The 23,392-nt window shown below is 49.6% G+C and carries 18 protein-coding genes; 3 read left to right on the plus strand and 15 right to left on the minus strand.

Going from position 1 to position 23,392, the window contains the following annotated elements:
- Positions 1–213: 213 nt before the first annotated feature.
- Both FE783_RS29545 and FE783_RS29550 read right to left on the minus strand, forming a co-directional pair.
- Positions 214–1,560, minus strand: a complete 1,347-nt coding sequence (locus FE783_RS29545; RefSeq protein ID WP_138882995.1) for a hypothetical protein — start codon at positions 1,558–1,560, stop codon at positions 214–216.
- Positions 1,561–1,703: 143 nt separating this feature from the next.
- Positions 1,704–2,246 carry a hypothetical protein gene (locus FE783_RS29550; RefSeq protein ID WP_138882996.1) on the minus strand — a complete coding sequence of 181 codons (543 nt, stop codon included), beginning with the start codon at positions 2,244–2,246 and terminating at the stop codon, positions 1,704–1,706.
- Between the two features lie 269 nt (positions 2,247–2,515).
- On the opposite strand from FE783_RS29550, the gene FE783_RS29555 reads away from it, so the two are divergent.
- Complete coding sequence (locus FE783_RS29555) at positions 2,516–3,217, plus strand: sulfite exporter TauE/SafE family protein (protein WP_138882997.1); 702 nt, start codon at positions 2,516–2,518, stop codon at positions 3,215–3,217.
- Between the two features lie 83 nt (positions 3,218–3,300).
- Here FE783_RS29555 and FE783_RS29560 read toward each other — a convergent pair whose 3' ends face one another.
- From FE783_RS29560 to FE783_RS29595, 8 genes are all read right to left on the minus strand, one after another.
- A complete protein-coding gene (locus tag FE783_RS29560) occupies positions 3,301–3,846 on the minus strand; it encodes a histidine phosphatase family protein (protein WP_158302103.1) in 546 nt (181 codons plus the stop codon).
- A gap of 1,044 nt (positions 3,847–4,890) precedes the next feature.
- Positions 4,891–5,445 carry a class I SAM-dependent methyltransferase gene (locus FE783_RS29565; RefSeq protein WP_138882999.1) on the minus strand — a complete coding sequence of 185 codons (555 nt, stop codon included), beginning with the start codon at positions 5,443–5,445 and terminating at the stop codon, positions 4,891–4,893.
- Positions 5,442–6,116, minus strand: coding sequence for an ABC-2 transporter permease (locus FE783_RS29570; protein ID WP_158302104.1), 675 nt, complete (start codon positions 6,114–6,116; stop codon positions 5,442–5,444). Before FE783_RS29570 ends, FE783_RS29565 begins: the two co-directional genes overlap by 4 nt.
- Positions 6,103–6,804, minus strand: a complete 702-nt coding sequence (locus tag FE783_RS29575; protein WP_138883001.1) for an ABC transporter ATP-binding protein — start codon at positions 6,802–6,804, stop codon at positions 6,103–6,105. The genes FE783_RS29570 and FE783_RS29575 overlap by 14 nt, the downstream gene beginning before the upstream one ends.
- On the minus strand, positions 6,801–7,169 hold the full coding sequence (locus tag FE783_RS29580) for a GntR family transcriptional regulator (RefSeq protein WP_138883002.1): 369 nt from the start codon (positions 7,167–7,169) through the stop codon (positions 6,801–6,803). Before FE783_RS29580 ends, FE783_RS29575 begins: the two co-directional genes overlap by 4 nt.
- A gap of 165 nt (positions 7,170–7,334) precedes the next feature.
- A complete protein-coding gene (locus FE783_RS29585) occupies positions 7,335–7,733 on the minus strand; it encodes a VOC family protein (protein WP_138883003.1) in 399 nt (132 codons plus the stop codon).
- Positions 7,734–7,996: 263 nt separating this feature from the next.
- Entirely contained in the window at positions 7,997–9,307 is a 1,311-nt protein-coding gene (locus FE783_RS29590; RefSeq protein ID WP_138883004.1) for an ABC transporter substrate-binding protein, read from the minus strand.
- Positions 9,308–9,352: 45 nt separating this feature from the next.
- Positions 9,353–11,617, minus strand: a complete 2,265-nt coding sequence (locus FE783_RS29595; protein ID WP_138883005.1) for a glycoside hydrolase family 31 protein — start codon at positions 11,615–11,617, stop codon at positions 9,353–9,355.
- Between the two features lie 164 nt (positions 11,618–11,781).
- Here FE783_RS29595 and FE783_RS29600 point away from each other — a divergent pair, with 164 nt between their 5' ends.
- The gene (locus FE783_RS29600; protein WP_158302105.1) at positions 11,782–14,400 is read left to right on the plus strand and encodes a TIM-barrel domain-containing protein; all 2,619 of its coding nucleotides are present in this window, start codon (positions 11,782–11,784) and stop codon (positions 14,398–14,400) included.
- Positions 14,401–15,131: 731 nt separating this feature from the next.
- Here FE783_RS29600 and FE783_RS29610 read toward each other — a convergent pair.
- Complete coding sequence (locus tag FE783_RS29610; RefSeq protein ID WP_138883007.1) at positions 15,132–15,887, minus strand: class I SAM-dependent methyltransferase; 756 nt, start codon at positions 15,885–15,887, stop codon at positions 15,132–15,134.
- 364 nt (positions 15,888–16,251) lie between these two features.
- Positions 16,252–17,109 (minus strand): helix-turn-helix domain-containing protein, encoded by an 858-nt coding sequence (locus FE783_RS29615; RefSeq protein ID WP_138883008.1) that lies wholly within the window; start codon positions 17,107–17,109, stop codon positions 16,252–16,254.
- Between the two features lie 117 nt (positions 17,110–17,226).
- Here FE783_RS29615 and FE783_RS29620 point away from each other — a divergent pair, with 117 nt between their 5' ends.
- Complete coding sequence (locus FE783_RS29620; RefSeq protein ID WP_138883009.1) at positions 17,227–18,735, plus strand: sulfatase family protein; 1,509 nt, start codon at positions 17,227–17,229, stop codon at positions 18,733–18,735.
- A 103-nt stretch (positions 18,736–18,838) separates the two neighbouring features.
- Here FE783_RS29620 and ppsA read toward each other — a convergent pair whose 3' ends face one another.
- The 3 genes from ppsA to FE783_RS29635 form a co-directional block, all read right to left on the minus strand.
- Positions 18,839–21,457, minus strand: a complete 2,619-nt coding sequence (gene ppsA / locus FE783_RS29625; protein WP_138883010.1) for a phosphoenolpyruvate synthase — start codon at positions 21,455–21,457, stop codon at positions 18,839–18,841.
- A gap of 291 nt (positions 21,458–21,748) precedes the next feature.
- Positions 21,749–22,201, minus strand: a complete 453-nt coding sequence (locus FE783_RS29630) for a pentapeptide repeat-containing protein (RefSeq protein ID WP_138883011.1) — start codon at positions 22,199–22,201, stop codon at positions 21,749–21,751.
- Between the two features lie 232 nt (positions 22,202–22,433).
- On the minus strand, positions 22,434–23,321 hold the full coding sequence (locus FE783_RS29635) for a helix-turn-helix domain-containing protein (protein WP_138883012.1): 888 nt from the start codon (positions 23,319–23,321) through the stop codon (positions 22,434–22,436).
- Between the last annotated feature and the right edge of the window lie 71 nt (positions 23,322–23,392).

Genomic DNA, 23,392 nt, shown 5'->3' on the forward strand with positions numbered 1-23,392 from the left:
TTTCATTGTAGCCTCCTGGAACACGAGTATTTGTCCTTTTTTGCTGGCCAGCTCAGGACAATTTCATGTTACCAGAGGCCTTTTTCTTGTTCAAACCGCGAATTTCTTCATTACAGGAATGCTGCCCTTTAAGCGAGGACGTAAATTCCGTTTTCCGCGAACGCGCAGCTTCCACTCCTGTCCTGTTTCGTTATCGAGATGCCGGTGTTGTTTTTATCGCAAACCCGCCATTTCCACCACTCGCGAGCAGATTAACCGATCAACGTTCGGGGTCAATGGTCCCGCCAGGTTGCAATAAATGTAGTGACCGGCCTCGTAGCCGCCATCTCTCAACATGTCCGCGGTCGGCACATAGGTCATGACGCCATTAGTGTAGGCTGCGATGACCGGAACGAGGCCTTCCGCCTCAAACCGATCCTTCAGCCAAGCAGCGTAATCGTTGGCCACCTCGTGTTCTAGCGCCGCCAAAACAAACCGTTCCCCGATGCGCCACACCGTAACGTTCTGCTCCAGGTCTCGCCGTTCCGCTCCCCGCCGCATTGCCTCGATTAGACGGAGGAGCGCCTTACGCTCGTACTCACCGGTGTAGGGATCAGCGGCTCTATGTTCAAAGTACCCGATCGGGTTGGCCAAGACAGGAATCTGCAAATCTGAGGAAGAAGCAACAAAAGCCCCATGAACGCTTGAGAAGCTTCCTTGCTGCAGCAATCCTCCGACCTCTTCGCCCAATTGAAGGCCGACTTTCCGCATCTCATCCGGTGTGCAAGAGTGGAACTTGCTCCCGTTCGCGCTTTGCAGCGGCTTGATGTCCGCCGCGCATCCCTGGATGAAGACAGCAGTCGCCCCCGGCACAAGCGATTCGATATATCGCCGCGCCACTCCGGGATATTCCGCGGAGAAGCGATAATTGTCCGGGCCCATCGTCGTCGGATGGCAAGCACAGGAGAACAGTACCGCCTCCGTCTTGCCGCTTCCGTTGAGCAGCTCCAGGACATGTAAGCTCCGGTCGAACGCACGTACGTAATTAGGCGCCATCACGGTCCCCTTCTCGGTCCGCACCCGCCGATAGACGCCGATCCCTGTTGTACCGGCCGCGTGTTGCAGCTCGCCCTCCCGCAACCCAGCAATACATTGGCCTGTCATTCGGAGCAGCCGGTCGCGCAACCCGCGATAAAAGGCAATATCTTCGGTGAAATCCAAATCTTCGGCTTTCTCTGGCCAATGATCCTGCCCTATGCTGTAATGACCGCGCCGATCACCGTCCTCCCCGGTCAGGAAGACGGATGCGTGAGTATGAGAAAAGTTGACGATCAGCTCATCCTCGCGTATACCATACGCGTTGAATAGAGATTGCCGGATGCCGCGCATAAAGCTGCGATCGCAACCGAGCGCGTCGATCGCAATCAGCAGCAGCCGCTTGCCCGCATCGTCCTCCAGCAGAACGGTCTGAACGTGCAGCTCGTCGAGCACACCATCGCTTTTGTGGGTTCTTGCCCCAAAGCCGGCAAGAAAAACCGGATGCTCCGGCGTAAACGTTTCCGTGCGAATGTCGAATTTCATTTTCCCACTCCCCTTAGGATTCTAATTTGATTTAACGATGGCGCCTTTGCCATTTCAGATCGTAAATTTGTTCAACTTACCATTTAAAAGGATGTTTTCGTTCATAATCGACGTATGTCGCGGGTACGGCCTTTGCTCAGTATTTATCTACTACCGTTAAGCAAAAAATCCATAGCTTGCTTCTCGATTTCAGTCTTCAGCAACATCCTCTTTGTACCGAAAATCACATAAACTGGAGCATTATGCAACTCTAATTTCGGATATTCCTTTTGTGCGCTTTCTAAACTCCACATTAATTTGGCCCCTGTAACTTCCTTACCACTTACTTTTGTAAATAAATCCGGGTTTCTCATCCGATTGTTTTCTATAACCCCTACGTAAAGGATATAATACTTGCCTTTCTGCTTCGATAATAATTCGGGGTACGGAAATCTTTTATCGCTGGACACCAAAAGAATTATTGCCAAAATACTTATTAAAAGCAGTTTGGCGACTCTAAATAATTTTCTCCTTTGAATAGTCAGCACCTCCTGACCAGTAACATAACAACCATTTACAATATCTGTATATCTGTATATGTGTACAACGAATAAATTCAGAATATGTTTCACTAAACTCCCATTAGATGAGCAACGGCAGCCGATCATTCTGGCCGGCTGCCGTTGCAATTGCTGGAATTGATCCAAGCGTCTACTCATCAGTTTCAAAATAGTTAATGATTATTTGCGTAGTAAGTCCATAATATTCTCTACGCTATCGTTATCCCATATTATAACCCAGTATTGTCTGATACCGGCACGCCCAGCATAACACAACCTGTCATGGTATTACTGGGGGGGAAATTACTATAACTAATTTTAGGGGACAAGAGGTTGTTTTTTCTAGTTACATGCGTCTATAATGCAAGGACGGCTTTAACCGAAGGAATGGCGGTGATCATATCGAAAATTGGATAATGCTCGCGATCGTCGTATTTGTCGCATCTTTGCTGCAGGCTAGCACCGGCTTCGGCTTTTCAATAATCGGCACGCCATTCTTGCTGATGATTTATCCGGCGCATACTGCGATTCAGATCAATATCATATTGTCGCTCTGCATTTCCGTGTTTATGCTGCTCAAAATCGGTAAAGAAGTGGACAAACCGCTGATGGCAAGGCTGATCAAAGGAAGTCTAGTCATGCTCGTTCCAGGCTTGTTGCTTTACTTGTATATGGACATCCGCGTGATGAAGCTGGTCATCGGAGGCTTGATCGTCCTGTTGACCCTGTTGCTGATTACGCGATTCACGATTCGGCAAACTTCAGGCAGGGACTATTTGACGGGCGGTGTTTCCGGTTTGCTGACGACGAGCATCGGCGTTCCCGGTCCGCCGCTGCTACTTTACTTTGCCGGCGCGGGTACGGAGAAATCGAAGCTTCGGAGCACAACGCTTGCTTACTATTTGCTCGTGTACTCGGTCAGTCTGGGTATGCAAATCGGCTTCGGCGGGACGGAAAAACAGGTCTGGGTATCGTCAGTCGCAGCCATTCCAGCCCTGCTCCTAGGCACTGTTTGCGGACAGCTGGTGTTCACACGGTTTAGCCCGAAAGGATTTAGGGTATTGTCCTACATTTTATTGTTGTTTTCCGGAGTGTACCTGATAATTACCAGCCTATGACAGTATGAGATACTGAATAAGACCGTCTAGCTACTAGGCGGCCTTTTTGGTGATTTCATTTCATTATCAGTGCCCGAGGGAGTTCAATCATCACACTCATTAATGTGATATTCTTTCAGTTCACAATTTCCAATATGAAAGTGATAGAATTCTTCATTCGTTTGCTCAGTAAAATAAGCATTTATTATTCTACAAACGCCACCATGGGTTACAATTAAAACATTATGATTTTTATACTTTTCTTTGATTTCATCAAGCACATTGAAAACTCTTTGTGCTACTTGTAAAATTGACTCACCTCCAGAAAGCTTGCTTGAAAAATGTCTTTTTGCTTCTAAAAAATTAGTATTGTCTCGATTAGCTCCTTCAAATGCCCCATAATCCCGCTCAATGAGTCTGTTGTCAACTACGAGGTTCTTGCTAGTGTCTCTTGAAAGTATTTCAGCAGTTTTTATCGCTCTAGACAGCGGGGAAGTTAAGATGAAGTCTATTTGCTTCCCCTTTATTATTTTTGACAGTTCATTGGCTTGCTCTTCACCTTTATCCGTTAACTGGACATCAGATACTCCACAAACTCGATTTTCATAATTCCATTCCGTTTGACCATGTCTCACAACAAAAAGTTTCAAAAAATCATCTCCATAAAATTGAAATAAAATACTGAAGTCGACGGACATATTAGAGTAGCCTGCCCGCTAACACAGGAAAGCTGCCGGTCATTTCCGTGGCAGCCTCGTGAAGTAATTTCTTGTGCCCTTCATGTTAGCTTTATATTGAAACCGCCTAAGAGGAAGGTTCGAGTTCCTTCGAAAGAACCTCGAACCTCTTAATTCCTTCTACAGTATCCAAATAAATAAAAAAAATATAGTTATGTAAATACCTTAGTTTCGTTAATGAGATATGCCCCTCATCGACCAATGTTCTTATATCTAGTTGCATTTTTTGTATCAAGTCTAAGTTTTTATAATAGAAATCGACTGGCGGCTTCAAAGGAATAATTGGGTTGTAATAACGGTCAAAGTATTCAATCATTTTTGTGGATTTTTCATCGAAGAATGAGAGCAGTGAAGAAATATATGTTTTGGTCAAGGAATCTAATTGGGTCGTTTCATCTTTAAAAAGCCCTTGCATTTCATAAGTTGTTTCAAAATGCTTTACAAAAAATCTTAATAACTTCCAGTTTAAATCGACCCATCGAACATAACATATTCATAAATGGGTTTATAAAACTGAAATTCATTTTTTAAATTTTCAAGCCTAATTTTGTCCTTCTTTCTTTGTCTATTAAAGATATTGAAAAAGATGACCATCTCCATTTCCGCAGCAGTTTACTTTTACTTTATTCGTTCCTAATCTATTTTTTCCTGTAAGGCTGCCTCATCTGACGCAAGCCGCTAGCCCCCAGCAAATATTCAGCTTCCCGTAGCGGTCATGGCCGTTCCCGATAACACGTCGATAACCCATTTTAACAAACAACCGCCGCAAATCTCGTTAAGCCTGCCGGATTCCTCTAATGACTACGCACGTAGGGAAGTTTTTACAGCCGAACGTCATCTAGGTCAATAGCTTTTTCAGTTAAAGTGTCGAGAAAGCAAAATCCGGAAACGGATGTTTCCGGACTGTACAGAGATACCGTAAGGAGCGTCAGGACCACCTGCGATCCGCCCACGTTCTCAGCTCAATCTTTTTTTGCACTTAAACACCCACGCCGGTGGAACGTTCATCCAGGTATACCCCGTTTCCATCGACGGAAAATGTGCCTGAAACGACTTTCGGAGCAGCAAAGTATACTGAAAAGCGATGAACGTGCCGTTGTTCGATAAAGCGTCATGGATCGTACGGAATAATCTCTCTTGCAATTGGTCGGGAAAATTGGCGAACGGAAGACCCGACACGATCAAGTCGAAAGGACGCCCCGATTCCTCGACCGCTTCACCTAGGCGCAATGCATCGTCCAGGATGGGAATCATCGGATATTGCCGCATTAACTCCGTTCGGAACGTTTCATTCTGCTCGAACAGCACGAGCTCGCTGGAACCGCTTCTTCTTGTCTGCAAGTATCGGGTAAAAACCCCCGTTCCCGGGCCGAGCTCCGCGATCCTCTCCAGCTTGTGCCAAGGAATCGTCGGCGGAAACATTTTGCGCGTCAGGAAGCGGGAGCTCGGAACGACGCTGCCTACTTGGGCCGCATTCGATAGAAATTCGCCCAGAAAGGATACTTTCATCATTCTACCCCTGCTTTCTTCTCCAATAAATAGGTGCTTCCGATAAAGTATCCGAGCCCGAATATTACAAATACGAGAGACGGCGGAAGATTGGCCATCGCTACGATCGTCACAAGCAATCCCGCAACAAAAACCAGAAAAGTAACGAATAATGCCGATCTTCGAAAGCATTTACCGAGCAAACTGCTGAAAAAACAAAGAGATACGAGGCAAAGACCGGCAAGAAGAAGCCGCAGGATGAACCACGCTTTCGCCCAAGTCATAGTCACTAACGGTTCCGCGCGGAATAACAGCCCGTCGTGAAGCCCATTTTGCAAGCTTAAACCCGCGGCCATAACTCCCGTTAGGATCAAGGCTTCCAATATTACCGTGACACACTTGGATAGGAGTAGATGAGTTCTCGGGACTGGAAGCGACAGCAGCAAATAGATCGAACGCTGCTTCCATTCCTCGCGCCAAGTCGAGAAACAATGGGTAAGAGGAATCAGCAGCGCCGAACAAAAAACCGCAATATTCAGCGTCATAACGAAGTCCAATCGCATGCCGTTGAAGATCTCCAAAAACGGCAGCAGCGCCAGCGCCGCGTTCAGCAAGACGAGCATCCCGATCGCGATCAGCAGCGTATTTCTGCGGTTGCGCAAATCGGTTTTCAACAAGCGGCTAAATGCGTGCACCGTCATACACCTCTTTCAAAATGTCGAGTAGCGGCATGTTTCGTTCCTGCTTCAATGATTCCACATTTCCTTCCAACAGCAGCTTCCCTTCATGAATAAACCGGATTTCATCCAGCATCATTTCGACTTCCGACACTTCCTGCGTCGCAATGACTATTGTCTGCCCTTCTTCCATGAAATCTTCCACGATCGCTTGAGCGATCAGCTTTCTCGCGAACGGATCGATTCCCGAGAATGGTTCGTCCATGAGTACATATTTGGCCTGCCGGCTCAAGGCCAGCAGCAGCTTCATCTTCGCCCGCGTTCCTTTGGATGCCTGCTGCATCACGGTATGTGCCTGCAATTCGAGGAAATCCAGCAAATGCCCCGCCTTCGCTTCGTCCCAATCCCAGTACACATCCTTCATGAAACGCATGGCGTCGGACAATTTCATCCAAGGGTACCATACATCGACATCAGGCAAATAAGTCAGCATGCCTCTCGCGGACAAGCTTGGCGGCATTCCGTCTATCGTAATCTCTCCGCTGTTCAGCCGCAGCAGACCAGCCATCGCCTTGAGCGCCGTCGACTTCCCGGCTCCATTGGTGCCGAGCAATCCGACGATCTGCCCTTCCTTCGCGACGAAAGACAGTTTGTCCAGCGCCTTCTTGCCTCCGTACGTTTTGACGGCGCGATTCACTTTGATCATGTCGGGTTATTCCTTTCCAGAGCTTTCTTGATATAGTCCAATATGTCTCGGTCGGATTTCCCGAACGACCGCATCATCCCGATGCTGTTGTCTACTACGTCGCGCATTGCTTCTTCCCGGAGCCATTCCAGCATCCCCTCGTCGCTGGTCATGAAGCTGCCTTGCCCCCTTGCCGTGACGATCAAGTTCATGTCCTCCATCTCCCTGTAAGCCCGCTGAATCGTATTCGGATTAACCCCCAAAGTTTTCGCGAGCTCGCGGCGAGATGGAATTTCCTGTCCGGGCTTGTACGTGCCGTTCATGAATTTGAATTTGATATCGTCGATAATTTGCGTGTAAATCGGTTCTTTCTGATTAAATTCCATCTAGACCTCCGCCTATTAACACAGTGTTACTGTATTAATCAATTAATACAGTAACACGACATCACCGAAGTGTCAATTCGGATTGCAGACAAAACAAGCCCAGTTCCGGAAAATCCGGAACTGGGCTCATCCAGTCCAATCCGATACAGTTTACGCGCGGCCCTATCATTTAGGTTCATACGCGCCCAGTTCATTTCCAAACGGATCCACGAACTTAATCACCCAACCGAAGCCTTCATCTTGATACATTCTGATCAACGTATTGTTATCGGTTAATGCAGCGTGCAATGCTTTAATATTTTGGGTCAAAAACATAAAAGCGGGCATTGGAAAGTCATCTTCCGATAACCAAGAAACTTTCGTATTTTTGCTGCTACGATGAAGCATTAATAGCGGTCCCTGGCCAAATTTTAACCATCCTGGAGCCATAACCTCTAATCCAAGCACTTTTGAGTACCACTCGGTTCCTTTGTCAATATCGCTCACCGGTAACTGAACATGGTCTACGCATTCGATCAGCTTATTCTGCGATCCGGTAATGACGTTATTGTTTTGCTCAGTCATATTCGATTCCTCCCTTTATTGCTTACTGTGAAGCACTGGTAAATGCCGTTGGAGCAAGGTCAGCGGTTGCAGCTGATACTGTCTGCGAACGGACAAGTTCGCTCCACCTCCAATCGTCATCATAAGAGGGCATGAGGCATTGTCTACCTTATTTATTGTAATGGCACTTATAGGAAAATAAAAGATAAGCGGGCTCGCGAGAGCCCGCCACTAGTGTTACGATATAAGATTCAACTCCCGGCCAACCATAAATTCCAACCGTGTTATTTGGATTTTGCCTCGGCCAGCCCCTTCATCGCGCCTTCGTGGGCATCCCGCAGCGCACTGTTTAAATCTTTATTCTCCGCGAGCACTTTCATCATTTCCGGCAGCAAATATTTGTCTTGCGCATTGACGCCGTTGACAAGTCCGGGCGCTCTGCCCTGCGGCTCGGAAGCGAACTTATTGTAATAAAACGCTTTGATGTTTTTGCCTTTGTACACCGGATCGTTTTCCATATAGACTTTCTTGACTTTCTCGTCGGTCAGCACCGGGAATAGGCCGTCCTTGGCCATTTTTAACTGGTATTCCTCCGACGTCATGTAGGCGGCGACTTCGAACGCGGCTTGCTGTTTTTTGCTGCCTTTCATAATGAAATTGTAACGCGCGTTCGCTTGCAGACCGATCCCCGGCTTTTCTTTGTAAGTCGGCACGGAGACGATATCCCAGGCGAATTCCCACTTCGGGACATCAAGGGCCATAATCGTCATGCCGGATATGCCGGTTTGGAATACTTTGCGATCCTCTTCTTTGAATGCCGTTTTCAGATCGAATTTGAGACCCGGCAGTGTATAGAAGCGGAGCCAGTTGTCGGCGATTTTTTTCCAACCCTCGTTCTGGAAAGTCGATTTCTCTTCCTTCGGGTCCAAATACGGCAGCTCGAACGGGTTGGCGGCGAAGAACGTATCACCCCAGCGGTCGCTGAAACCCCGATACTGGACGTTTTGCTCCATCCGGGTAAGCTTCTTGGCCAGTTCGTACGTCTCATCCCAGGTCATTCCGTCCTTCGGGTAAGGAACGCCGAATTTATCGAACAAATTTTTGTTATAGTATAAAGCGTTTACATTCAGGTTTAAGGGCAGCCCGACAATTTTGCCGTTAGTCGCTTTCTGCATAATATCGACCGCGACAGGATCCAGTTTGGACAGATCGTAGTTATTGTTTTTGATCAAGGCCCCGATGTCTTCCGTCAAACTGAGCCCGTTCAGCTGATTCGGCAAAGCTCCTTTCGATCCTACGAAAATATCGGGAACGGTACCCGAGGCGAGCAAATCTTCGATGAACGCCCCTTTCTCCGGCCGTATTCCTTTCAAGGTAATATGCGGAAACTTTTCTTTGAGCGGAGCGACGTAAAATTTCTCGAACTCCTCCGGAGTTGCCGAATAAAGCGATAGGGTAAGTTCGATCGGCTCTTTGGCGGCCGGTTTCGGCTGTTGACCCGGATTCTCCGCGCCCGCTCCTTTCCGATCGTTGCCGCCGCATGCGGCGACAACTGGAACTAGTAAGGCCAGTGAAAGTGCAGCTTTTTTCAACATGTCGATTCCCCCATTTTACATTTATAAAGTTAACAGTAATGCAGGTTAAGCCCTTAAGCTGCAACGAATGCAGCGCGGTCCCCGCTTGCCTGTCTCTTCCTCTACACGCAGCCTGATGGATCCTTCCGTGTAATGCCATTCCGCCCCGGGACGGAGTTTATGGTCGTCCAGCCGAACATCCGCCGGCTCACTATCCGTATGAATTTGGAGATCGAACGAGCGCTGACCAGGCATCCCCTCGTATTGACCTTCCCTGGCCCCGATGCAAATTCGAATCTCGTTGTCGTCAGCGGCGCATGTAATCCGGGTAAGCGCTATCTCACCGTTTCGGTATCGAAACGTTTCCCCGTCATCCTCATATAAGGTAAACTCGCTCGATCCGTGCGGGTAAACGTGCAGACCGATCGCATCTAGAAGCTTCTGTCCGACGTAATCGATCTCCGGCCAGATGGGAATGATCGCCCCGGCTTTCACGAATAACGGACCGCCCCGGTCGTCCGGCACCTCTGCCACAATATCCGCCGGTCCGGTGTAATGACGACCGCTCCAGTAATCGATCCACGTTCCTTCGGGAAGGTGAACCTGATTGGTAAATGCCGCGACAAGCAAGCTTTCCCCGAGCAAATATTGCTGCATAAGCCGGTCGGATGCGGGATCGTCCGGATAAGCAAGCGGCATCGAACGAATAATCGGCATGGCGGTTCTCGCGGCTGTATGGGCGGCGGAGTAAATATAGGGGAGCAGCCGGTAGCGCAGCTTCGCATAATATTTGAAGATAGGCAGCAGCTTATCGCCCAGCAGCCATGGATGCCGCCAATACGCCCAACTATTCACTTGAGACCACGGCTGCAGGAAGCCGAAATGGATGCCCTCCGGCGTGAACACGTCCATATCGCAGCTGGCGTGTGCGTGTCCGATCATCCCGTGATTCAACATCGAGATAAGCGGCTTCGGACCGCCTCCCGTATCGCCCGCCCATGTCGCGGCATAACGCTGTATGCCGGCATACCCGCTGGATGTATAAATCATCGGCCGCAGTCCGGTATGCTCGCGGAATCCTTCGTACATTTGCTTGTTGAGCAGCACGGGATAAGCGTTATGAAGCTCCTCGTCGTCCATGCCGTTGCCCCATTTGCGATCGGGATGCTCGTTTACTTGCCGGGCGCCGTCCATTTTGAACGCTTTGACCCCTTGATCGACGAACGCGGTCAAATGCCGGAACCACGGTTCGTCCCTTTTGGTCAGCCGATCCATGTAAACCGGTGCGTGGGCTCTCAAATCTTGCTCGAAATCGTCCGCATTGTAGTCGCCGTTAACGGGAGCTTCGGGCTCGGCCGCCGTCCTCTTTTGTCCGGCGAGTTTTTCCTCCTGGTACGTAATATCGTAGTCGCTGCACAGCCATAGGCTGAGCTTGAAGCCGAGACGTTCCAGCCCGCCGATGAACGTTTGCGGTCCCTTGTCGGCCCAGCCCGGTATATAGAAACGGTCCGGATGCCACTTCTTGTCCACCGAATAGTCGTAATGGCGTTCCATCCACCCCGGCTCCAAGCCGATCAAATCGCAGGGGATGCCTTCCCGGCGGAAGTGCATGGCATCGTCGAGCATTTCCCGGGCGTTGGCCTGCTGGTTGCATACGAACGTTAACCCGTATGCCCACAGGGGCAGCAGCTCGGGTTTGCCGGTAATATCGGTATACCGATCCAACAGCTCGCCATAGTCCGCTCCGGCGATCAGGTAATAGTCCAGTTCCCCCCGTTTGGCGAACATTTTCCAGCGATCGGGCTTCTGGTACCCCAGATCGAAAAAATGTCTCCAAGTCGTATTGAGGAACATCCCCCAGCCTTTGCTGCTGTACAGAAACGGGATCGGCGCGTAACAGTCGACATTTTTCACCCACATTTTGGCCCGGTGGCCCCGCTTCTGCAGGAGATGTCTGGATTCGTCCCCCAATCCGTACAGCTTCTCGTCGTCGGCAAGCGCGAATTCGGCGGCGAATCCGGCATTGGCGCCGGCCTGCCTTTGCGTTTCCTCAAGCAGCATACGGCCTTGTTCGTCAAGAAACGCGATTCGCCCGTCTCCCTTATTTACTTTTAATTGGGCATGCTCGGTTCGAATGGACACGATCCCGTCCCGATCCTCACAAGCAAACTCCGGTCGCGGCCAATCGCTTCTCACGACTCCGTATTTCACCAATGACGCTTCCGGAAACCGGAAATCCGCTCCATGTCGGATTCGGAAAATATTTCTGGACACGGGCTCGATTCTTACTGTACCGCCATCTCGCATCGGGACGTCTACATATAGTTCCACACCATTCCAACTCCTTCAATTCGCTTATCTTCATTGTAAAGAGTAGGCTCCGGCAAACCTATGCAGTTTGATTGCAAGAAAATGGTATCCTGATGACTTCTTCCAAGCGCCATGGTAAAATGGTTGCACTTCCTGGAAAATTCCTGCCTTGGGGGTATACCGCCTTGTCCTCTCCCTTCCTTTTCCGACTGCCGGACGGTCCATTCGTATGCATTCAAGTCGTGTCCGCTCGTACGTTCCGGTTCCGTATGAGCGAGTGCTCCGATTTTCCGGAACCGCCGCTGGTCCGTTACGGTTTTTTGACAGTTGAAGGTGCTGCCGAACCCGAATTTGCCGTTATGGACACTTCGAGCCAAGTGACCGTGATGACCCAATATGCCGTGATTTCGGTCGACAAACGAGACGGAACGATCGCATTGTCCCGTACGGACGGATCCGTGCTGACTTCCAGCGCAATCCCACCGCGATCCGGTCGAGTGGGCGGTTTCGAAGCGCAGTTCCGGCTTGCGGAAGACGAGAAGCTGTACGGATTGGGCGATATAGCGAAAGACCGTCTCCAACTAAGAGGTCTGTGTGCGGAGATACGGATGGCAATGGATAACAGCAGAGTACCTATCCCTTTTCTCATGAGCAGTAAAGGATGGGCGCTTCTGATCAATACGACACGGATTCACACGATCGATATCGGCTGCACCGTCTCCGACCGGCTCAGCTTCAGAGCCGCCGATGGCGAGCTGGATTGCTTCTTGATTGCAGGCGACAATTACGGCGAACTTCTGGACGGCTATACGGACTTGACAGGCAAACCTTCGCTCCTGCCGATATGGGCTTACGGACTGACTTATCTCAGCAATCAATATGCTACCGCTCGCGACATCATCGAGGATGGCATGAACTTCCGGCGCGAAGGCATTCCTTGCGATACAATCGGTCTTGAGCCCGGCTGGATGGAAACGTACCGCGATCATTCCACCGAGAAGAAATGGCATCCGGAGCGCTTCGCCATTCCGGCCTGGAACCCGAAAGGCCCTCGCACGTTCATGGGAGCGCTTGAGAGGATGGGCTTCAAGCTGAGCATGTGGCTGTGCTGCCAATATGACATAACCCAGGAAGAGGAAAGACTCCTGGCGGCCGAGTCGGGGGACGAGCCTGACGGGGAACGGCAAGAAGCTTGGTACGACCATCTGAAGAAATTTGTCGATCAAGGCGTATCGGCGTTCAAATTGGAAGGATATGTGTTCGATCATATTCCCGGCTTGGAATGGGCAAATAAGATGAGCTCCGCGGATATGCACCATTTATACCAGCTTTTGCTCTGCAAACAGATGCATCTCGGCTATTCGAACCAGACGGGGCGCCGCCCGCTGCTTTTCTCGATGTCCGGTTACGCCGGGATTCAAAAGTATGCCGCCACCTGGGCCGATTACCACCATAAAAATGCGATCGCACTTTTAAACCAAAATATGTCCGGCAACGTGTACGCCTTAACCGATATGGACGTACAGTCACCCAGCGGCATTCATCTCGGATTTTTGCAAACGTTGTCCCAGGTAAACAGCTGGGCCTATTGGCATCATCCGAATTTATTGGAGCCCGAACTGCTGCAGATGTTCCGCATGTACGCCAAGCTTCGCTACCGGCTCCTCCCCTACCTATACTCCGCCGTTCATACAGCAGCTCGATCGGGTATGCCGGTCATACGGCCCATGCCGCTGGTCTATCCGGATGACCCGATGTCGGACGGCTTGTTGATGCAATATATGTTGGGGGATGCGCTGCTGGTCGCATTGGAGAGGCACGTTTACTTGCCCGAAGGCGAATGGTACGATTTCTGGTCGGGAGAATGGTTTGCCGGTCCGCTGGAGCTCGATTATGAGATCCCTCCGCATGCCGGAGGCCCTTTGTTCGTCCGCGGGGGTGCCATCATTCCCGAATGGCCGGAGATCAGCCATGTCGGCCCCGACTTACCGGAGCTAATCCGTGTCCGTTTCTATCCATCCGGAGAATCGGGCGAATATCGGTTGTACGAGGATGACGGCATCACTTACGGCTATAAGGAACGGGAGTTCGCAGAAACCAATATGGGTTTCTTGGCGGGAAACGGGCGGATTTCCATTTCCATTGCTCCTCGAACGGGAGTTTTTAACGGCTTGCCGACTAAACGATTGTATGAAGTTAGGATCCATATGAGAGCCGTGCCGCTGGAACTGCTGGTGAATGGCGCACCTTTTCCCTTCAACCAACCCGGCTCCGATGAGAAGGCGGTCGTAGAAGGTTGGCAATTCGATGCTGTCACCCGGGAAGTTCGGCTGAGGGTATCGGAAAATCCGATCGAACAACAATCCATCAACATCGAAGTCTTATGCGATATAGCCGGCCGCAACGGTTCTGCCCAGAGGCGTAATACGAATCCTGAAGCATCTCTTGCGATGGAACAGCCATCCTCAACGAACGAAATCATTCGACAAGTATTGGCTCAATTGGACCATGACGCGGGACTGAGGCAATCGTTAAACGATATTGCGGATAAGCTCCATATCAACTCCTCCCATCTGAGCAGGCTGTTCAAGCGTGAAGTCGGTTTCCCTTTCTCGGAGTTCGTGCTGAAGCTGAGAATGGAGCGAGCCAAACAAATGCTGCTCGAAAACTTCAAGACCGCCGATATTGCCGATACGCTCGGCTTTACGGATTCCAGCCACTTTATCCGCATTTTCAGAAAATATTGGGGAACTACACCGGGAAAGCTGAAGTCCGCAGAACAATACGGTAATCTGCATCATTAACGCTAAACGTCCCGAAAGCCACTAAGCCCATCGGCAAGTTCCGAAGGGCTTGGTGTTCTTACTGTAACTAGAATAAGTCTGCCTGTTACTGGCTGGGAACAGTGGTTTCCTTACACAAACCCATCCATGTCGTGATCGTTTATTTTGGTGTGGGGCAGGTTCGCGAAGCTTTCCGTTATCGATGAGATGCTTGAGAACGTATGGAATTAGTTGTCCGTTTGTCGTATTCTGCATAGTCATATAGGCGATCTGCTGCTCTAAATGTTTGGGTTGGTTTTGCATCGCAAGGATGAGCGCCTGCTCATACAAACTTGATATGGCCGGTGCGTACACCTCGGACAGGTCGGGAATCAACCGGTGTATCGTTTCGGCTGTTGTAGGTTTGTCGACCCATATTGCGGTGAACTACCCCCGCCTACACTCTGTTAAGAGGCGGGAGCTTCTTGCTTCAACGACCACTGCCTGCAAACCACAGGTCTTACACAGTCTCCACAAGCGTCAATTCGGCGTGAACCACACCTACGAATATATAAGATCCAATTCTGACTACGCGACCTGCTCCAGACCGCGTTTCAAGATATTTCTTGCCGAATTCTCATCCCGGTCCAGTTCCGCAATCGGGACAATGGTGCGTTCGTTCGGATAGCGATTTCGGGACATAGCGTCCGCACTCCGAGTAATGCGTTGTACCGGAGATAAATGAATTTACGATAAACTCGTTTGAATAGTCGCTATAAATCCGAATCCCGACTCGCTGCTCCATTTTGCGGACGGTTGGACCGGCTCGCCTCGTTCTTTACCCCTACAACCAAACCCAAAGATAACCATCTTCCTTTATCTTTTTCGATAAACTCTCGACTACTAAGGCTTCCATACTTTTCTTCATTTTTTACCCACCAGCGGTAGGCTTCAGGAAAATAATAATGCTCTGTAACATCAAGCCCTTGAGAGGCGAATAAGTCTACATTCCAACTGAGAGTGCGGAAATATTCTTGGTACTCCTTACCTTTTTCCAATTGTGCAAGATCAGAGGGCATGTTTTCAGAAAGGCACATAGGTTCCGCAATTCCAATATAAGCACCCGGACGAGCTACCCGAATCATTTCCGCCAACGCTTGAGGACGTTCCTCACCAATCATTTCAAAAGTACCGATACTAATTACCGCATCGAAAGCGTCTTTACCGAACGGCAACGATTGAGCTTTAGCTCTTAAGGGAAGCACTTGGTTACCGACACCAAGCAAATCTGCATGAGTTCGAATCCTGCCCACTTTCATAGGTTCTATTGCTACCACGGTCACATCCCAGTTTTTCGCTAAAGCAGCCGCCACCTGACCTGTTCCTGCTCCAACCTCAAGCACTCTCATACCTTTTCTGATCTTCATACCGTTTACGAGCGGTAGTGCCATTTCAAATGAACCTGGTCCCAACGGTCTCGGATTCTCAATTTCTAAAAATGGATTTGAAGCTTTGAATTCATTGTTCAATTTGTTACCCCTCTCAAATTGAAGGGGAATCACGTGTTTATAGGGCAATTAACGCTATCCCCTCGAATACGATGCGCCCTGGTAATGTTATGTTTAACATAGACATCGCCTCCTTTTGTATTAAGAATAATTACAACCAAATATTATATTTTCCCGCTAACATTTGAAAGTGAGATTTTACTTATACCCAAACCTTACCAGTTGTATAAATCTCCCGTTGGTTGAGCAAAACGCCAACAATGAAAACAAGCGCTCCTCTGTTCTATTGCAGCCTATCGACTGATCGGCATTCGACTACTTAAGGGCACCGATCATAACGCCCTTCACAAAGTATTGTTGCAGAAAAGGAATCCGGGACTGTCGATCATCCGCCCTGTTGCCTCTGTCGGTACGCCGTAGGCGGGCAGCCGAATTCGGCGGTGAAGGCGCGTGTGAAGGCGAACAGATCGGGATAGCCGACGCTCAAGGCGACGTCCTGGACCGCGACCCTTTCGTCGCGGAGCAACTTCGTCGCCTTTGCCATGCGCAGCCCGATCAAATACCGCTTCGGCGGCACGCCGTAGACCTGGGTAAACGCCGCCGTAAAGCGGGAGCGGTGCACCCCGGCCCGCTCCGCGAGCCGCTCGACGCGCATGTCCTCCTCGTCGTAATGCAGCCGCATATACTCTGCACTGCGCTCGATCCAGGACGCTGTCGCGCCGGGCTCGACCATGTCGGGTCGTTCGCGGCGAAGCAGCCCGAACAATCGGTACAGTGCGCTCTCCTGGATGAACGGGGCGGCCGGGTCGAGCTCATGCAGCTCGGCCAGCAGCGTCCGGACACTATGTCCGACTACTCCGCGCATGCAAGGATCGGACTCCGACAGCCCCAACATCGCGACGATCGCGGCCGCTTGCGGTCCGTGGAACGCAACCCAGCGCATAGTAAGCGGTGCGTCGCTTTCCCGCGTATAGCGATAGGTCGTGTTCGGCACCATGCAAAACAAGTCTCCTGCATGAACCGAGAATTCGTCCATGTCGGTCCGCAGCCGTAGGTTTCCCTCCAAGACGAAATGAATGCTGTAATGCTCGATCCGTTTAGGCCCGATGTCGTAACCCGGCTTCGCGCGCGTCATCCCCGTTCGCAGCACCCAGACGCCGCCCTGCTTCTGCAGCTCCGTCGGGACGCGCATGCGGACGTCCGCGAGCTCGCGGGCGTACAACCCGTCCTTCGGTTTCCCCATTCGATCCACCCTCCGAATAAGACATTATGCAAAATAGCATAACATTTTGTCATGGTCGTTGCATCCCGGTTTCGCTATAATTTAAAAGAAAATTAGAAGCTTGGGAGGGGTGCTCGAATGAAGCAGCCTAACATTTTGCTTATAACAAGCGACCAGCAGCATTGGAACACGATCGGCGCGTTCAACAAGGAGATTTCGACGCCGAACTTAGACCGACTCGTCCGCGAAGGGACCGCGTTCTCGCGGGCGTATTGTCCGAACCCGACATGCACGCCGACGCGGGCATCGATCATCACGGGACAATATCCAAGCCAGCACGGCGCCTGGACCCTCGGCACGAAGCTGCTCGAGGATCGGCATGTCGTCGGGGACGATTTCGCGAACGCCGGTTACCGCACCGCGCTGATCGGAAAGGCGCATTTCCAGCCGCTGCATGGGACGGAGGAATATCCGTCGCTTGAGGCTTACCCGCTCTTGCAGGATCTGGAGTTTTGGAAGCGGTTCAACGATCGGTTCTATGGTTTCGACCACACAGAGCTGGCGCGTAACCATACGAACGAGGCGCATGTCGGCCAGCATTATGCGATCTGGATGGAGCAAAAGGGCTGCACGAATTGGCGAGACTACTTCCTCCCGCCAACGGGGACGATGGACAAGGGCAAGAAGCACAAGTGGGAACTTCCAGAGGAATATCACTACAATACTTGGATCGCGGAACGGACGAACGCACTGCTCGAACAATACCGCGATGCCGGCGAGAGCTTCTTCCTATGGGCCAGCTTCTTCGATCCGCACCCGCCGTATCTCGTCCCGGAGCCGTGGGATGCGATGTACGACCCGGACCGGCTTACAATTCCGGAGCTCGTCCCGGGCGAACTTGACGACAAGCCTCCGCATTTCCGCATGACGCAGGAGGAGCGCCCGGACTTCTCACACCTCAAGGAAACCGGCAAAGGAATTCACGGCTACCATTCCCATCTGATGCCGGAAACCGAGCGGAAGCGGCTCGTCGCCACGTATTACGGCATGATCAGCCTGATGGACAAATACATCGGCCGCATTCTAGACAAGCTTGACGAGCTCGGCCTCTCGAACGACACGATCGTAGTCTTCACGACGGATCACGGCCACTTCTTCGGACAACACGGCCTTCAAGCGAAAGGCGGCTTCATGTACGAGGACCTGATCAGGCTTCCGTTCGTCGTGCGCTGGCCGGGTCGGGTGCCCGCGGGGCGCGTCTCGGACGCGATCCAGTCGCTTGTCGATCTCGCGCCGACGTTCTTGTCGCTGGCCGGCATTTCCATTCCGCACGCAATGACCGGCATCGATCAATCGAAGGTATGGCTCGGGGAGCGAAGCGAAGCGCGCGACCACGCCATTTGCGAATTTCGGCACGAGCCGACGACAATCCATCAGAAGACGTACGTCGACCGCCGCTATAAGATTACGGTTTATTACAACCAAACCTATGGAGAAATGTTCGATCTTGAAAGCGACCCGAACGAGCTGAACAATTTATGGGACAGCCCGGACCACGCCTTTCTTAAGTGCGAGCTACTGCTGAAGTATGCCTGGGCCGAACTCGGCAAGGAGTCGATGCCGATGCCGCGCATCAGCGGGGCTTAGCGACAAAGCGAGGCGGGGAAAGCTTCGATTCTTTATGACAATCAAGGATAAGAGAAAGCCGTCACAACCGGGTGTGACGGCTTTCATCTGATAAATTCAGCTATTACAATATTTCGATATACCCTTCCGTTCCATGCACGCGAATTCGCTGCCCATCTTTTATCAGTTTGGTGGCATTTTCCACGCCGACAACTGCCGGCAAGCCATATTCACGCGCGATAACGGCTCCATGGGTCATCAGTCCGCCAACTTCGGTGACCAGGCCTTTTATGGATACAAACAATGGTGTCCAGCTAGGGTCGGTAAAGGAGGTGACTAATATATCTCCTTCTTCCAGGTCGGCATCTTCCATGTTTAAGATGACACGCGCTCGTCCCTCTATAACTCCGGCAGAAACAGGCAGACCTGCAATAGCTTCGGCTGGGAGATTTTCTCGTTTGTATTTGCCTGCAACGATTTCACCATCGGACGTGATAACACGCGGTGGAGTTAGTTTTTCATATAATCTGTATTCGTCTTTTCGTTTGCCGATGATCTGATAATCCAGTTTCTTTGTGCGTACGACTTCGTGAAGTTCTTCAAAAGACAGATAGTATATATCTTCTTTTTCATGAATAACGCCCGCTTGTACGAGTTGTTCGGCTTCTTTCAGTAAAGCCTGCTTATACACGAAGTAGCGATTAACCATGCCGTATTTTGGGTATTCCCGATAACCGATGAAATTCCGGATGAGATCGATCATTCTTTTTGTTTCTTTGGCTTTTTGTTCACCGTCCGGCAATTGCTTCAATCGATCCAATAGCTCTTGTTCTTTTTTCAAAGCTTCCTGTAGCCCTTGCTCAAATTTCCGTTTGCTTGCATTCGGCTCAAAATTTTTGAGGTTACCCAGAATCATCGGGACAAGTGTAATTGGTTTTTCACTCCATCGAGTTCTGGTAATATCGATTTCTCCGGCACATCGCATTCCGTATTTGTTAAGATAAGCATGGATAGCGTCCCCAGTTTCCTGTCCACCCTCAAACTTAACCAGTTCATCCAAAAAGCTATCGTTTTTAACATGTTGTAAATAATCAATTACTTCCGGATAAGGACGAATCACATCCGCGACATCCAATAGCGCCAAACCCATTTCCGAAGTAATATTGTTCGGAACAGATTGAGAAAGCGTATCCGCTGCGTTTTTTTCACCTAACCACTTGTTCATGTGTTCATTGATCCATGCTGAAGCATCCATAGCAGCCATAAACACAGCCGAGCTTTTTGGGTCAAATAAAATCTTCTTTAATTGCTGCTGAATATCTTCCAGAATAAAATCAAATAAATCGGATCCTGATTTCGTTTGGATGTTTTGTTTTAACTCCTCTATCGATGCTTGATTACGCTTAATCAAATCAGAAACGATGGTCGGATCGTTTTCGATTTGTGTTTGAGAACCCGCTGACGATGTACCTTTATTACTTTTACCGGGACTCGGTTCTTTCTTATCATCCGGAGACGATTTTATAAAATCTCCTCGCTCTATTAGGGTCATAAGTGCGTCTTTTAAGAGCGGATCGTGTTGTCCCATTGTATTTAATAGGGTTTCTCTGCTGACAGATGAAGCCAGCATAGGTGTAACATCAACAAACAACCTTCCGCCAGCCTTACGCATGGGTGCAGGTGTAGTCAATAGAAAAAAAGACAAGCCCAGTGGTTTTATGGGATCCGTCATCATTTGTTGATGACCAACAGAGATATAGACGTGATTTTTGTGATCGCTCGCTTCAGGGATGGGGTATAATGTTGTGATTGGTCGACTTTGGACAATATAAAAGGTATCATCAACCAAACACCATTCGATATCTTGCGGGCAGCCAAAATAAGCTTCAATCTGTCTTCCGATGCGTGCCAGTTGTAAAATTTGTTGTTCCGTAAGGGTTTGAGTCTTTTGCTGATCGGGATCGATCTGCACTGTCTCTGTTCCGCCTTCTTTTCGTCCATAGATAGCCAATTTTTTGGTTGCTATCCTCTTATCGACGATTTCCTCTTCCTGTACTTTATAACAATCGGCAGATACCAAGCCGGAGACCAGTGCTTCACCAAGTCCAAAACCGGCATCGATGGATAGCAGCTTTCGGTTACAAGTAATCGGATCAGCGGTAAATAAAATCCCCGAAGCCTGCGGGAAAACCATCCTTTGAACGATAACGGATAAATAAACTTGTCTGTGGTCAAATCCATTTTGCATACGGTAGATTACTGCGCGATCCGTAAATAGGGAAGCCCAACATTTGCTGATATGCTGCATGATTGCTTCTTCGCCGATGATATTTAAATAAGTGTCTTGTTGACCGGCAAAAGAGGCATGCGGTAAATCTTCAGCAGTCGCACTAGAACGCACTGCATAAGCATGTTCGTTGCCAAACCGGGAGAGATAGTGAGTAACTGCTTTCACCACGTCGGAAGGAATTTCCGCTTCTATAATGATTTGTCGAATTTTCCTGCTTATTTCACCAATTTGATCTCGATCGTCTGCTTTCAGCATCGTTAGTCGATTGAGCAAAACACGATACGTTTCGTTTTGTTCGATGGCTTTTTGGTATCCCGCTGTTGTAACACAAAATCCTTCCGGTACTTGTATCCCTTCAATTTTTGACAATTCCGCTAAATTCAATCCTTTTCCGCCAATGAGCGAAAGCTGCGTTTTTTCGATTTCCTGGAGGCCGAGAACCAATGAACTCATTCCACATCTCTCCTGACCATTAAATTTTGAAAAAACATTTGACAAGAGCTTATCGGCATGGTACGATTAAAGTGTAGGATGAGATAATTGTGTTCATGCAACTTGACAAAAGTCGTGATCTGATTATATCATCGCGTCTGTTTATATGCAATATCTAAGAACCTGATAGTACTATCCAGGTTCTTTTTTGATCGTTATTAAATGCATAAGTTCGCTAAAGGGGTTCGTCTCACAGTTGTCGTTTTGTCGTTGTCATATGTGTTGCATCCTCGTACCCGATAGCTGAACACCTTACTCCTTATACTTACTCAACAATTTATCAATCTCAATTCCGTTTATGATTAGTCCCGTTACATTGCAGTCATTGATTACTACATTGGACAAATCACATTTCGTAAACTGTGTATTTCTTAAAATGCAATTAACAAATACTACCGGTCTGTAATTTTCTTCAGGACTATAGTTGGCATCAATACCTTCTATTGGCCAGTCAATATCACGAAACTGTGCACCGGTCATTTGCGCTTTCTCGAATACAATATCGCTCATATTTGCAATTGATATTCTGGCCCCCGTCAAATTCACATCGTTTAGAGTTACTCCTTCCAAATTCGCACAGTTGATTTTTGTTCCAGCCAAGTCCACTTCTTGAAACGAGAGCCTTTTAGCATCGACTTGATTAAATTTGGAGTCTGAAATGTCGGTCATCTGCAATTGAACTGCTCCATTCACCCATTCGTTCATATTTATTAACCTCCTACAATTTTTAGGTTTGGACGTACCTATTAATAGGATAGATGCCAACTATCCAATAAATCTCACAAAAGATTCTGCCTACTTCTCCATCGATAAATAATTTGATTGTCGCCTATCAAGCCACTGAACTTAATGAGTAAAGTATCTTCTTCACCAAAGGAGTTCTTCTCCCATGACGCTGCCGCTCTGGTCAGGAGGGTCGGTAACCGGATCAGGCAAACTACCCCTCCCAAGCCCCTAACTTCTTACGATACGATGCCGGGGTAACGCCTTCGCGCTTTCGGAACATCTGGACGAAGTGACTAAGATCTTCGAAGCCCGTCAGTTCGGCAATGGAGGCTAAGGAAAGTCCGCTTGCGGCAAGGAGCTCTTTGGCTTTCTCAATGCGGGTGTGAAGGATGTATTGATGCGGGGACATGCCCATTACTTGCCGAAACACCGTCCGCATATGTCCTTCGCTTAGAGCCGCCTGCCTCGCTAGTTCATCGGCCTGCAGCTTACGGGCATAGTTTCTTCGGATATACGTACAGATGTCGTTGACTCTCCGGTCGATGACGGGGTTCGGCGTGGTCATATAGGGAAGCATGGCTTGCGTCATCAGGGACAGCCACAGCTTGAGCTTGCCCTCCCAGGCTAGTGCAAAGCCGGCGTGTGCGGCGGAGAGGAAGGACTCCGACTTCTCTGCGAGGAATTGTCGGAACATGGGGGCCTCCTCCTTCAGCTTATACCAGATGCGGGTCAGCTCCCGCGGCTCATGCCGGGGGTACGCCTGCATGACAATGGGAATGCCGTATCGTTCCGTCCAATCAAGCCCTCCCGCGATCGCTTGAATCCCCATAGACAAGTAATGAATCGGCGCCTTGTCCCGACTTCCATATGTTGTAGAAACGTTCGTGTTCGTCGACAAGGCTACCAGCATACCGGGCCTCAGCTCGTGCTGCTCGCCGGAAGCCATGAGGAGCCGACTCCCCTCAAGGATGTACCAGAACGTGGTAACGGGAATCCGGTAGTCGGTAAAATTCCAGTCCGCCTCTCTGTGCCAATCAAATACAAAATAAAAGGTCACGTCGTATTCGCCGGTTGCCCTGCGATACAGCTGATGGTCCATCGCTGTTCCCCCGAATCGTTTAATCTTCGTTTTCTTATATAATATCGTTGTTTCTCCTCTAATCAAATCGC

It is taken from the genome of Paenibacillus mesophilus, from assembly GCF_005938385.1.
In the GTDB taxonomy this organism is placed as follows: domain Bacteria; phylum Bacillota; class Bacilli; order Paenibacillales; family NBRC-103111; genus Paenibacillus_AB; species Paenibacillus_AB mesophilus.